Origin of the sequence: Pseudomonas sp. LP_7_YM, from assembly GCF_004364435.1 — a bacterium.
Taxonomy (GTDB): Bacteria; Pseudomonadota; Gammaproteobacteria; order Pseudomonadales; family Pseudomonadaceae; genus Aquipseudomonas.
In genome coordinates this window covers 16,085-29,020 of sequence record NZ_SOCT01000016.1, presented here as the reverse complement: position 1 = coordinate 29,020, position 12,936 = coordinate 16,085, and the positions used below count along the sequence as shown (strand labels likewise).

Here is a 12,936-nt window from a genome sequence, read left to right as displayed (position 1 = left end):
TTTCGGTATGTGCACATGAAGAGCCAAACCATCCGCCGCTGGTCGTTCATCCACACCTGGAGCAGCCTGATCTGCACGCTGTTCCTGCTGATGTTGGCGATTACCGGTTTGCCGCTGGTGTTTCATCACGAGATCGAACATCTGCTGGGCGATGCCCCCGAACTTAGGGAAATGCCCGCCGATACGCCGCGCATGGACCTTCAACAGCTGGTGAAAGCCGCCCAAGCCCACCGCCCCGGCGAGGTGGTGCAGTACTTCGGCTGGGACGAGGATGAGCCGAACGGGCTCTACGCGTTCATGGGCAAAACCGCAGGCGGCGACCCCAACGACACCCATACCTTCATGCTCGACGGACGTACCGGCCAAGCGGTGGAAACACCTTCAGCCAACGGCGGCTTCATGATGGTGATGCTCCGTTTACACGTGGACATGTATGCAGGGCTGCCCGGAAAGCTGCTTTTGGCGTTCATGGGGCTGCTTTTTGTATTAGCGATTGTTTCAGGCGTGGTGCTGTATGCGCCCTTCATGCGCCGTCTGGATTTTGCCACCGTACGCCCGAACAAATCGAACCGTGTGCGTTGGCTCGACCTGCATAACCTGATTGGCGTGGTGACACTCACCTGGGCGTTCGTGGTCGGCTTGACCGGTGTGCTCAATGCCTGCGCTGATCTGGTGATCGCGCAGTGGCGCAACGATGCGCTGGCCGCCATGGTCGCGCCTTACCGTGACGCGCCGCCGCTGACCGATCGAGCGCCTGCGACCCACCTGCTGGACATCGCCCAGGCCACGGTGCCCGGCGCCGAGCCTTCGTTCATCGCATTCCCGGGCTCGCGTTTTTCCAGTGAACACCACTACGCCGTGTTCATGAAAGGCAACACGCACCTGACCTCTCACCTGCTGACGCCCGTGCTGATCGACGCCAAAGACCTCACCGTGACGGCGATCGTCAACAGCCCCTGGTACATGGATGCGCTGCTGCTGTCGCAACCTTTGCACTTCGGTGACTACGGCGGCATGCCGATGAAGGTTCTCTGGGGCGTGCTCGATGTGCTGACCATCATCGTGTTGGGCAGCGGCGTGTATCTGTGGTGGGTAAGGCGCCGCGCGGCTGTGACGGCCAACGCTCGTCAGGCAGTGGAGGCGGCATGACCCGGCACCGGAAACACTCGGCCTTCTGGAAGACCTTCAGCAAACCCACATGGATTGCGTTGCTGACCGCTGCAGGCCTGTTCGCGGCGCTGCTGGGCGACGGTGCCTGGGACGTACTGTCGTGGGTAGGGCTGGGCATCCCCGCATGGCTGAGCATCAAGGGCCTGATGATGCGACGGCGCGGTTGCGGCTGACCGCTTTAATTGCCATTCCCGTCCTCAATTGACGACGCAGAAACCGCAGCCGCACACAGAGCCGCTGCGGGAGCGAATTCATTTGCCAAAGATCTGTCAGGCGTCGCATGTGCATGAACAGTCCTGGCCTCTGGCGAATGTATTCGCTCCCACAGAGTGGGCCTGCGTCGGGCAAAACTGCCTGCTGAATGTGCCCTCGGCGCAGGAATGGACGCGCCTCATCATACGACTGAGCACTTCCTGCTTCAGCGAGAGCCAGATTCATCATCCGCACGCTTTACCCACCGCCCTATATCCCGGTCGCTCCGTCACAACTCTGTGACATACAGAAATACAATCGTGGAAAAAGCAGTTTGCATTGACAACAAAAGCGGCGTTTGCCTAAATCCGCAGTCATACGACGACGTATAACAATCGTCGCAGAATAAAAACAATACTCAGAGTGGACCTGATGAAAATAAAAGGCATCCGTTGGTGGATGGTCGCGCTGATTACAGGCGGGCTTATCGTCAACTACCTGGCTCGCAATACCCTCTCCGTCGCCGCTCCCACCATGATGAGCGAGCTCAATATTTCCACCGAACAGTACTCACACGTCGTGATTGCCTGGCAGATGGGCTATGCCTTCATGCAACCGGTGGCGGGCTATGTGATCGATGCGATCGGCACCAAGATCGGTTTTGCCGTTTTCGCCGTGGCCTGGTCGGTTGCCTGCGCATCGGCAGCCATGGCGACTGGGTGGCAGAGCCTCGCGTTTCTGCGCAGTCTGTTGGGCATCACCGAAGCTGCAGGCTTTCCTGCTGCCATCAAGGCAACCACCGAATGGTTTCCAGCCAAGGAGCGCTCGGTCGCCATCGGCTGGTTCAACATCGGCTCGTCCATCGGTGCATTACTGGCGCCGCCGTTAGTGGTGTGGGCGATCCTGCACAGTGGCTGGCAAGTCGCATTCATCATCGTCGGCGGGCTGGGCCTGTTATGGAGTGCAAGCTGGCTGCTGCTCTACAAGCACCCGCGCAATCAGCGCCTGCTCGGCGATGAAGAGCGTGATTACATCCTCGCCGGACAGGAATCCCACCTCAAGGACGCGCCGACCCAGCGCGCCCGCTGGAAGAAGATCGTCGGCACCCGTAACTTCTATGCCATCGCTTCGGCACGCATGCTTTCGGAGCCGGCCTGGCAGACGTTCAACGCGTGGATTCCGTTGTACCTGATGACCGAGCGGCACATGAACATCAAGGAAATCGCCATGTTCGCCTGGCTGCCTTTCCTCGCGGCCGATATTGGCTGCGTGCTCGGCGGCTACCTGAGCCCGTTTTTCTACAAGCATTTCAAGGTGTCGCTGCTGACCTCACGCAAGATGGTCATGGTCCTGGGTTCGCTGTGCATGATCGGGCCAGGCTGTATCGGTCTGGTGGACAGCCCCTACGTGGCCATTGCCTTGCTCTGTGCTGGCGGCTTCGCCCACCAGACGCTTTCCGGCGCCCTGTATGCCATCACTTCAGACTCCTTCGGCAAGAATGAAGTGGGCACCGCGACAGGCCTGGGCGGCATGTTTGGTTTCCTCGGCGCGGCATTATTCACGCTGGTGCTGGGGATCATGGTGACCAAAGTCGGCTACTCACCGCTGTTCGTAGCCTTGGCTGCCTTCGATCTCGTCGCGGCCGCCATCATCTGGTTTGTGACCAAACCGCTGGTGACGCCCGCCGCGACGGTGCAATCCGGTGAATCACCGTCCGAGTCCCCGGACGGCATCCGCACCGTTTAGACAGTCATCTTTGCGGGGGGCGAGCTTGCTCGCGAAGGCGCAGTCATCCAACTGGACAGACCCGGCGACACGATCGATCTCGCCATCGCGCGCACTGAGAAACATCACCGGCACTTCAGTGAAACGGCGCAACTGCTTGCAGGTTTCGAAGCCGCTGATGTCGGGCAAACCGATGTCGAGGATGATCAGATCGGCAGGAGTATCGCGCTGGTGCTCCCACCGCTGCCAGGCCAAGGTTAGCCATGGGGTGGTGAAACCCTCGTCCTGCAAGGCATAGACAAGGGTATCGGCGATGGCGGCTTGGTCTTCGACAATCAGAGTGTGGGGCATGGCATCCGAGCACTTGGCGTAAAGCCGGAACGGTGCCGGTTATCAGCCCCGCGCGTCAATCAGCACTCGGGCTTATCGGCCGTATAACGGCGTGCAGGGTTTACGGCCGCGCCGAATTCACGCAAGGCCTTGGCACCGATCAGCAGCGGATAGTTGAAGTGGCTGCGATCCACGAGGTTGACCTCGACGGTACGCTTGACGTTGCCCAGGCACAGTTCAAGGTCCACCACCGGGCGTTTGGTCGGGTCGACCGGTTCGTCTTCATCCTCGCCATCGGCGCGGCCTTTGATGCGGCTGATGCGCGAAACCTTGTGTTCGTAGACGTTGTTGTCAGCGTCTTTGGTCGCCAGACGGAAGCGCACCCAGTCATCGCCATCGCGCTTGAACAGCTCGATGTCCTTGGCCGAAAGCGATGCGGTGAGCGCACCGGTGTCCATCTTGGCCTTGAGGGTCTGGCCGATCTCGGAGACCTGGATGTATTCGTAGCGACCATACAACGTCGGTTCGGCGGCCATCACAGGCAACGCCAGCAGAGACAAAAGCGCCAGAAGGGATTTCACGTAGCAGGTTCCTCGCAATGGGTTGGGCGTTGCACGGGCCCGATTTTAGACCGCAACTTTGTGTATCGTTCGCTTACCAAAGAAGGACCTGACGCTACACGCCGGCAGGTGAAACATCTGTCGACGACGGTCGGATTTGGCTACTGCGACCTACCTGCTTATCATTGCCCGCCCATTACATCCGCCACGAGTGTTTTATGCGTCACCTGCTCATTGGAATTGCCGTCACGCTGCTGCTCTTGCTCAACACACTGGTGCTGTTTGGGCCGCTGATGATCTTCGCGCTGCTCAAGCTGGTCTTCCAGAGCGAAATGCGTGATCGCTGCTCATGGGCCGTGATGTGGATTGCCGAGACCTGGGCCGAGATCAACAAGCTGATCTTCAGGTTGTGTATCCCGACGCGCTGGGAGATCAGCGGCCATGAAGGTCTGCGCGGCGATACCTCTTATCTGGTGATCAGCAACCATCAATCGTGGGTGGACATTCCGGCGCTGGTGCAGGCGCTCAATCGTCGCACGCCGTTCTTCAAATTCTTCCTCAAGAAAGAGCTGATCTGGGTGCCGTTTCTGGGCCTGGCGTGGTGGGCCCTCGACTACCCCTTCATGAAGCGCTACACCAGGGCGTTTCTGGCGAACAACCCTGAGCTTAAGGGCAAGGATCTGGAAATCACCAAAGAGGCGTGTGAGCTGTTCAAGCGCCAGCCGGTCACGGTAGTGAATTATCTGGAAGGCACGCGCTTTACGCCCGGCAAACATGCCGAACAGGCATCGCCCTATCGCTACTTGCTCAAGCCCAAGGCAGGTGGCGTCGCCTTTGTGCTGGCAGCAATGGGCGAGCAAATGGACGCTGTGCTGGACGTGACCGTGGCGTACCCGAGCGAGCAGATTCCCGGCTTTTGGGACCTGATTTCGGGCCGGGTGTCTCGGGTGATCGTCGACATCCAGACCCACGAACTCGACCCCGCACTGTGGCAAGGCGACTACGAAAACGACCCGGCGTTTCGAGAGTATGTGCAGGCGTGGGTGAATGGGCTGTGGATCGAGAAGGACGCGCGGATTGCGCAGCTACGAAGCAGGCCGCCAAAGGGCTGATGTGTCGCAGGAGCGCGCTGCCCGCGATTGCAATCTGTCAGAACGTTGAAGAGCACTGACACACCGTGATCGTGGGCAAGCGCGCGCCTACGAGGAACGCGCGGCGGTGAAGATCACTTAGCGCCCCAAACCCCACTCAGCGCCGAGAGCGCCGAACCGCTCGCGCCTTGTTGCCCCAGGTATTGCAGAATCACCGGAACAAACTGACCGACCATGCCGCTGTCCATGCCCAGCGCACTGAACGCATTGTTCACGTCGCCCATGCTCTGCACATTGCCCAGCGCACTATTGACCGCCGAGTTGCTGCTGGATGAGTTGCTGAGCATACCGCTCAGGCCACCCAGACTGCCCAGCGCGGAGGTGCCGGCCAGTTGATCGATGCCCGGCACGGATTTGCTTAGCTGCGAGTAATCGCTGCCACCCAGTTTGTTCTTCGCCAACCCCAACAGCGCGCCTGTGCCGCCGACGGCTTGCTGCGGGGTGACGTTCAATTGGGTGCCCAACGTGTTGAGCAGGCCGGCCGCTTCAGGTGCTGCGGTGGCTTTCTGTTGTCCGCCGGTGGCGTCGGAAACGGCATTCGCCGCGTCGTTCAGATTGAAAGCGAAGACCGGGGTCGCCGCCAGCGCCATCAGCGTCACCAATGCAGCGCCGCATGCTTTTTTCATTGAAACCTTCATCGGGCCCACCTCACTTGCAAAAGAACCGGCCAGGGCCGGAGTAGCTTCGCGTTGGACCGCTGTCCTAATGGAAGTTCCAACGTTGCGGCACACCGAAAACCTGGCAATTCAGCCAGACCGAGGCAAAGTTATTGCCATAAGCGGTTGTTATTTCCAATCGGTTCTAAAACTGTCACTTCTGACAGTAGACCGCGCCACAGCATAAAAGGACCCTCATACATAGGCAGGTAAAGGAGTACCAAATCATGCGAAATGGAATCGCCTGGGCCGCACTGGTGATACTTTTTCTGGCAGGCGAAGCGAGTGCCGAGGGTGATATCTCGGTCTGTCCCGATGTCAGCGCTATCAAGGCATCGGCGTTCAAAAGTGACGTGACGCCAATGCCTGCGCCCTATAACGCAGGGTATGAATACGATGCCGTCACGCCTGACGGGACGAAATGGCACGGTGAAACGCTGGCCACCAAAGACAGTTTCCTCGAGCCGAAATACGAGTTGAGGCCTGATTCGGAGGAAGAGCAGGACAAGAAGATCATCTGTCGCTACCGAGGGACCACGGTCACAAAGGATAAAAACGTTGTGTCGCCCTATCTGAAGTTGATCCGGGAAAAATGAAAAAGGCGACCGAGGTCGCCTTTTAACCCATGCGGACCGTATTACGCTGCGCTGAACAGCTTGTGCGGGTCGATCACGAATTTCTTCGGAACGCCTGCGTCGAACTCACCATAACCGCGCGGTGCGTCGTCCAGACTGATGACTTGCACGCCAACGACTTCGGCGATGTTGATGCGGTCCCACATGATGGCCTGCATCAGTTGGCGGTTGTACTTCATGACCGGGGTCTGACCGGTGTGGAAGCTGTGGGATTTGGCCCAGCCCAAGCCGAAACGAATGCTCAGGCTGCCGATTTTCGCGGCAGCATCGGCAGCGCCAGGGTCCTCGGTGACGTAGAGGCCAGGGATGCCGATCTTGCCCGCTACGCGCACCACGCCCATCAGCGAGTTGAGCACGGTGGCCGGGGCTTCGGCCTTGGCGCCTGCATGACCATGGCCTCGGGCTTCGAAGCCTACTGCGTCGACGGCGCAGTCCACTTCCGGCTCACCCAGCAACTCGGCGATTTGCTCGTGCAGCGGCGTGTCTTTGGACAGGTCGGCGATTTCAAAGCCCTGCGCCTTGGCGTGAGCCAGACGCACGGGGTTGACGTCGCCAACGATCACCACCGCCGCGCCCAGCAGACGTGCGGAGGCGGCAGCCGCCAGCCCCACAGGACCTGCCCCGGCGATGTACACCGAGCTGCCAGGCCCCACGCCAGCCGTCACCGCGCCGTGATAACCGGTCGGCAAAATGTCGGAAAGACAGGTCAGATCGCGGATCTTTTCCATGGCCTTGTCGCGATCAGGCAGTTTGAGCAGGTTGAAATCGGCATACGGCACCAGCACGTATTCGGCCTGGCCACCTGTCCAGTCGCCCATGTCGACGTAGCCATAGGCACCTCCGGCACGCGCTGGGTTGACGGTCAGGCAGACGCCGGTGTGTTGCTCCTTGCATGACCGGCAACGGCCGCATGCAACGTTGAAAGGCACCGACACCAGATCACCAATTTGCAGGTTTTCGACGTCGCTGCCCTTCTCGATCACTTCACCGGTGATCTCATGGCCCAATACCAGGCCGACCTGAGCGGTAGTGCGACCGCGCACCATGTGTTGGTCCGAGCCACAGATGTTGGTGGATACCACGCGCAGAATGACCCCATGCTCGATCTTCTTGCCGCGCGGGTCCTGCATTTTGGGATAGTCGATCCTCTGTACTTCGACCTTGCCAGCGCCGAGATACACCACACCACGATTACCAGACATGCTTTCACCTCGCTGATTGTTGTTATGAATACAGCCGTGTAGCGGAGTTATGCGTTGCTTGGGGATGGCGGCAACGCACTGACTCTTGATCGTTCCCACGCTGCGCGTGGTAATGCAACCCAAGACGCTGCGCGTCACACATCGCACGCAAAGCGTACCAGGCGAGCTCCCACGCGGAGCGTAGGAGCCAACAGTGTCTTACAGGACCACCGTTCGATTGGCATTGAGAAACACCCGCCGCTCAATGTGATAGCCCACCGCGCGGGCCAGGGTCAGGCCTTCGATGTCACGCCCCTTGGCAATCAGGTCCTCGGGGTAGTGGCTATGATCCACGGCCTCGACGCCCTGGGCGATAATCGGGCCCTCGTCCAGATCGTTATTGATGTAATGCGCCGTGGCACCGACCAGCTTCACGCCCTTGTTGTAGGCCTGGTGATAAGGCTTGGCGCCCTTGAAGCCCGGTAACAGCGAGTGATGAATGTTGATCGCTTTGCCATCGAGCTTGCGGCACAGCTCCGGCGACAGCACTTGCATGTATCGGGCAAGCACCACCAGTTCGGCGCCTGAATCTTCGATCACCTGCCAGACCTTGGCTTCCTGGGAAGGCTTGTCGTTAGGGTCGAGTGGGAAATGGTAGTAGGGAATCTCGTGCCAGCGCGCCAAAGGTTCAAGATCAGGGTGATTGGAGACCACGGCGACCACGTCCATCGACAGTTGATTAATACGTTGCCGATAGAGCAGGTCGTTCAGACAGTGGTCGGCCTTGGAGACCATGATCACCACTTTTGGCCGGTAGTTCGGCGCTGTCAGCTCAAAGATCATGCCAAAAGCCTTACCTCGCTCGGCAAGTCCGGTACGGAACGCCGCCTCGTCGAAGCCCTCGGGCTGACGGAATTCGACACGAATGAAAAAGCGGCTGGACAGCCGGTCATCGAAGGAATGGTGCTCAGTGACATAGCAGCCCTGCTCGAACAGATAGCGCGTCACCGCATCCACCGTGCCCAGCATACTGGGGCAGTCGGCGGTCAGAATCCAGGTATCGGGGGCGCGGCTCATGCATATTCCTCTGATCGTTCCCACGCTCCGCGGGGGAGCGCAATTCAGGACGCTGCGCGTCTATCACAATGACGCGAAACATCAGGGGCGGCGTTCCCACGCAAACGGTTCGACGCCTCGACGTGGGAACGATCATTGTAGGCGCGTTAAATCCTCAGGCCGCGACACCAAGCCCGTACTCGGCACTCGCATCCTGCAACCACAACCACCAGTAATCGGCGAAGCTGCGGCGGATGACCAGCTCCCAGGTCTCTTCGCCGGTACGGCGAATCACCAGTTGCGACTTGGCAAACACAGTCCCTACGGCCTTGCCCACCGGGAAATTATTTGGATGCACATCGTAACTGGTGGATTTCATCAGCACTTCGCGCACGTTCGGACCAGTCAGTTCCAGCAGCGATTGACCGCCGCTGACGTTGACGACCGCAATGTGCTGACCCTCCAGCGCTTCGCGCAGTTTCTGCTCGATGGCAAATTCCTCACCGGTAGGCACGATCAGCAGCCACTCATCCGGGCCAAGCCACTGGATCGAGTGATCGCCACTAGACACCAGCGCCAGCGCGCCGGGCAGTTCCATGCCCAATGCCTTATGCACACCAACTGCGAACAGCGGATCATGCCCGTTGCCGCGAAGGGTCAAGTGGCCCAGCAGTTTTTTCTCGCGCAGCACCACACCCGGGTTGGTGCGGCCTTTACCGACCAGGCTTTTCAGATCGGCGTGAAACAGCGGCGACTCGGCTTTGACGTCGGTCGTTGGCCGCTGTTGGTAAACGTTGGCTGTGGTCATAGAGCACCTGTGTTGAATTCTGTCGTTTCATCGGACGAAGCATCGCGGGGCGGCATCGCGAATAAATTCGCCCCCAAAGGACACCGCAGTCCAATGTAGGAGCGAATTTATCCGCGAATCGGTTTACTCCACGTTCTGCCGCTCACCCTTCGGATCAAAGAACACCGAGGACACAATCTCAGCCTCGATCACCGACCCATCCACCTGCGGGGAGAACACCCGTTCACCTATGCGCTTCAGGCCGCCCTTGACCACCCCCATGGCGAATGAGTAACCCAGCGAATTCGCCGCGTAGCTCGACGTCACGTGGCCGACCATCGTCATCGGGATCGACTGTTTAGGATCGAACACCAACTGCGCGCCCTCTGGCAGCCACTTGGTCGGATCGACGGGCTTAAGGCCCACCAGCTGTTTGCGGTCTTCACGCACGCAGTCTTCGCGACTCATTCCGCGCTGGCCGATCCACGAGAACGGCTTGGTACGACCGACACACCAGCCCATGTTCAAGTCGTCCGGCGTCATCGAGCCGTCGGTATCTTGCCCAACGATGATGAAACCCTTCTCGGCCCGTAGGACGTGCATGGTTTCCGTGCCGTACGGCGTCAGGTTGTACGGTTTACCCGCCTCGGCAATTTTTTCCAGAACACCCATGGCGTAGTCGGCCTGAATGTTTACTTCGTAGGAAAGCTCACCAGTGAACGAAATTCGGAACACACGCGCCGGCACGCCACCGACCAGACCTTCCTTCCAGGTCATGAACGGGAAGGCTTCACGCCCCAGGTCGATGTCGGTCACTTCGCTGAGCAGCTTGCGGCTGTTGGGGCCCGACAGAGTCAGGGTCGCGTAATGGTCGGTCACCGAGGTGAAGTACACCTTCAGGTCCGGCCACTCGGTTTGCTGATAGATTTCCAGCCACTGCAGCACACGAGCTGCGCCGCCCGTGGTGGTGGTCATGATGAAGTGGTTGTCGGCAATACAGGCGGTGACGCCGTCGTCGAACACCATGCCGTCTTCCTTGCACATCAGGCCGTAACGGGCCTTGCCCACGTCGAGTTTGGTCCAGGCGTTGGTGTAGATGCGGTTCAGAAACTCCCGTGCATCCGGGCCTTGAATGTCGATCTTGCCGAGGGTCGAGGCGTCCAGCAGACCGACGCTGTCACGTACAGCCTTGCATTCGCGACGCACCGCCGCATGAATATCTTCTCCGGCCTTGGGGAAATACCACGGACGTTTCCACTGACCGACATCTTCGAATTCGGCGCCGTTTCTGACGTGCCAGGCGTGCAGCGCGGTGAAGCGCACAGGCTCGAAGATATGGCCACAGTGCCGACCGGCTACCGCGCCGAAGGTCACGGGCGTGTAGTTCGGGCGGAACATGGTGGTGCCCATTTCCGGGATCGTGACGTTCAGCGAGCGGGCCGCGATGGCCAGACCGTTGACGTTGCCCAGCTTGCCCTGATCGGTGCCGAAACCCAGCGCGGTGTAGCGTTTGACGTGCTCGACCGACTCAAAACCTTCGCGGGTCGCCAGTTCGATGCCAGCGGCAGTCACGTCGTTTTGCAGGTCGACGAATTGCTTCGGCGCACGGGTCGTGGATTTCTCATGCGGCACCTGGAACAGCGCCAATGTCGGCTCTTCGACGCGGCTCAGCGCTTTCGGAATGACGCCTTCGACGGGCTGGAAACCGGCTTCGCTGGCGGCACGAACGCCACCTTCGAAACCGTCGGCAAGCGCATCGCCCAATGCATACACGCCATTCACGCCACCGACGCAGATGCGCTTCTGCGGCGCTTCACCCGGTACGAAACCGAGGATGTCTTCACGCCAGACCGGCTTGCCACCCAGGTGCGAGGCCAGGTGCACGATCGGGCTGTAGCCGCCGGAGCTGGCCACCAGATCGCAGTCCAGCCATTCGCCGGGACTGGTGACCTTGTGCGATTTGACGTCGATGGCTGCAACGCGGGCGCCACTCACGCGCTTGCTGCCGCGGGCTTCGATCACAGCGCTGCCGGTCAGGATGCGGATACCTTTGGCACGCGCCTCTTCCACCAGCGCGCCGCGCGGGTTGTGACGTGCATCGGCCACGGCAACCACCTGCAAACCGGCATCAAGCCAGTCCAGCGCAACGCGATAGGCGTAATCGTTGTTGGTCGATAGCACCAGTTTTTTGCCCGGCGCCACGCCATAGCGGCGGACATAGGTTGAAACAGCTCCGGCCAGCATGTTGCCCGGCACGTCGTTATTGCCATACACCAGCGGACGCTCGTGAGTCCCGCTTGCCAGCACCACACGTTTGGCGCGGACGCGGTGCATGCGCTGACGCACCTGGCCGATGGGCGCGCGATCCCCGAGATGATCGGTCAGGCGCTCATGAATGGTCAGGAAATTGTGGTCGTGATAGCCGTTGACCGTGGCGCGTGGCAGCAGCACCACATTGTCCAGACCCTTGAGCTCGGCAACGACGGTGGCGGCCCACTCCGCTGCGGGCTTGCCATCGAGGCTTTCGCGAGAGTCCAGCAGACTGCCGCCGAATTCTTCCTGCTCGTCGGCAACGATCACCCGGGCACCGGTGCGCGCGGCAGCCAGGGCTGCCGCGAGACCGGCTGGGCCTGCGCCAACCACCAGTACGTCGCAGTGCTGGTTCATGTTGTCGTAGGTATCGGGGTCGATTTCAGTCGGTGAACGCCCAAGGCCTGCAGCCTTGCGAATGTACTTCTCGTAGGTCATCCAGAACGATTGCGGGTACATGAAGGTTTTGTAGTAGAAGCCCGGCGGCATCAGTTTGCCGCCGACCTTTCCAAGAATCCCCATCATGTCGGTGTTCACGCTCGGCCAGCCGTTGGTGCTGGTCGCGACCAGCCCCGCGTACAGCGCCTGTTGCGTGGCGCGCACGTTGGGGATCTGCGTGGCTTCGGTGGCACCGATCTGCAACACCGCGTTGGGCTCTTCGGAACCCGCCGCGAAGATGCCGCGAGGACGCGAGTATTTGAAGCTGCGACCAATGATGTCGACGCCGTTGGCCAGCAGGGCTGCGGCCAGGGTGTCGCCTTCAAAGCCCTGGTAGGTCTGGCCGTTGAAGCTGAAATTCAGGACCTTGCTACGGTCGATGCGACCACCGTTGGGCAGGCGATTGGACTGACTCATACCTGATCTCCCTGCGTGTTCTTGATTGCAGACGCCGGTGTTTCACTGAACTGAGGCTGGGTGCCAATCGGGTAGGTTTCGAGAATTTCGTAGGTCATGGTGTTGCGCGTAGCGTTGAAATACTGACGGCAACCGGCGGCATGAATCCACAGCTCGTGGTGCTGGCCGCGCGAATTGTCGCGAAAGAACATGTAGTCGCCCCACTCGGCGTCGGTGCAGGCCGCCGGGTCCAGTGGACGCGGGATGTGGGCCTGGCCTGACGGGTGGAATTCCTCTTCGGAGCGCAGTTCGCCACAGTGAGGACAGAAGATGTGCAACATAGGAAAAC

At 60.0% G+C, this 12,936-nt stretch carries 12 protein-coding genes and 1 pseudogene; 5 read left to right on the top strand and 8 right to left on the bottom strand.

Translation table 11 applies throughout. From position 1 onward, the window contains the following. Nucleotides 1–15 precede the first annotated feature (15 nt). From EC915_RS22920 to EC915_RS22910, 3 genes are all read left to right on the top strand, one after another. Nucleotides 16–1,149, top strand: a complete 1,134-nt coding sequence (locus tag EC915_RS22920) for a PepSY domain-containing protein (RefSeq protein WP_133752794.1) — start codon at nucleotides 16–18, stop codon at nucleotides 1,147–1,149. Next, the gene (locus EC915_RS22915; protein WP_133752793.1) at nucleotides 1,146–1,343 is read left to right on the top strand and encodes a hypothetical protein; all 198 of its coding nucleotides are present in this window, start codon (nucleotides 1,146–1,148) and stop codon (nucleotides 1,341–1,343) included. The genes EC915_RS22920 and EC915_RS22915 overlap by 4 nt, the downstream gene beginning before the upstream one ends. A gap of 451 nt (nucleotides 1,344–1,794) precedes the next feature. Beyond that, nucleotides 1,795–3,108 (top strand): MFS transporter, encoded by a 1,314-nt coding sequence (locus EC915_RS22910; RefSeq protein WP_133752792.1) that lies wholly within the window; start codon nucleotides 1,795–1,797, stop codon nucleotides 3,106–3,108. A 60-nt stretch (nucleotides 3,109–3,168) separates the two neighbouring features. On the opposite strand, the pseudogene EC915_RS22905 reads toward EC915_RS22910, so the two are convergent. Both EC915_RS22905 and EC915_RS22900 read right to left on the bottom strand, forming a co-directional pair. Further along, a pseudogene (locus tag EC915_RS22905) lies at nucleotides 3,169–3,438 on the bottom strand (response regulator); the annotation flags it as partial. A gap of 59 nt (nucleotides 3,439–3,497) precedes the next feature. Then, nucleotides 3,498–3,998: an ATP-dependent zinc protease gene (locus EC915_RS22900; RefSeq protein ID WP_133752791.1), complete on the bottom strand. Its 501-nt coding sequence runs from the start codon at nucleotides 3,996–3,998 to the stop codon at nucleotides 3,498–3,500. Nucleotides 3,999–4,195: 197 nt separating this feature from the next. On the opposite strand from EC915_RS22900, the gene EC915_RS22895 reads away from it, so the two are divergent. Further along, complete coding sequence (locus EC915_RS22895; RefSeq protein WP_133752790.1) at nucleotides 4,196–5,089, top strand: acyltransferase; 894 nt, start codon at nucleotides 4,196–4,198, stop codon at nucleotides 5,087–5,089. 113 nt (nucleotides 5,090–5,202) lie between these two features. Here EC915_RS22895 and EC915_RS22890 read toward each other — a convergent pair whose 3' ends face one another. After that, nucleotides 5,203–5,754 carry a DUF2780 domain-containing protein gene (locus tag EC915_RS22890; RefSeq protein ID WP_166651064.1) on the bottom strand — a complete coding sequence of 184 codons (552 nt, stop codon included), beginning with the start codon at nucleotides 5,752–5,754 and terminating at the stop codon, nucleotides 5,203–5,205. 257 nt (nucleotides 5,755–6,011) lie between these two features. Between EC915_RS22890 and EC915_RS22885 the strand changes: the two genes are divergently transcribed. After that, nucleotides 6,012–6,380, top strand: a complete 369-nt coding sequence (locus tag EC915_RS22885) for a hypothetical protein (RefSeq protein ID WP_133752788.1) — start codon at nucleotides 6,012–6,014, stop codon at nucleotides 6,378–6,380. A 41-nt stretch (nucleotides 6,381–6,421) separates the two neighbouring features. Here EC915_RS22885 and fdhA read toward each other — a convergent pair whose 3' ends face one another. The 5 genes from fdhA to EC915_RS22860 form a co-directional block, all read right to left on the bottom strand. Next, entirely contained in the window at nucleotides 6,422–7,621 is a 1,200-nt protein-coding gene (fdhA, locus tag EC915_RS22880; RefSeq protein WP_133752787.1) for a formaldehyde dehydrogenase, glutathione-independent, read from the bottom strand. A gap of 198 nt (nucleotides 7,622–7,819) precedes the next feature. Beyond that, nucleotides 7,820–8,677, bottom strand: a complete 858-nt coding sequence (gene purU, locus EC915_RS22875; RefSeq protein ID WP_133752786.1) for a formyltetrahydrofolate deformylase — start codon at nucleotides 8,675–8,677, stop codon at nucleotides 7,820–7,822. Nucleotides 8,678–8,831: 154 nt separating this feature from the next. After that, complete coding sequence (locus EC915_RS22870; protein ID WP_133752785.1) at nucleotides 8,832–9,464, bottom strand: sarcosine oxidase subunit gamma; 633 nt, start codon at nucleotides 9,462–9,464, stop codon at nucleotides 8,832–8,834. Between the two features lie 123 nt (nucleotides 9,465–9,587). Beyond that, nucleotides 9,588–12,608, bottom strand: coding sequence for a sarcosine oxidase subunit alpha (locus tag EC915_RS22865; RefSeq protein WP_133752784.1), 3,021 nt, complete (start codon nucleotides 12,606–12,608; stop codon nucleotides 9,588–9,590). Next, complete coding sequence (locus EC915_RS22860) at nucleotides 12,605–12,928, bottom strand: sarcosine oxidase subunit delta (protein ID WP_133752783.1); 324 nt, start codon at nucleotides 12,926–12,928, stop codon at nucleotides 12,605–12,607. Before EC915_RS22860 ends, EC915_RS22865 begins: the two co-directional genes overlap by 4 nt. Nucleotides 12,929–12,936: the final 8 nt, after the last annotated feature.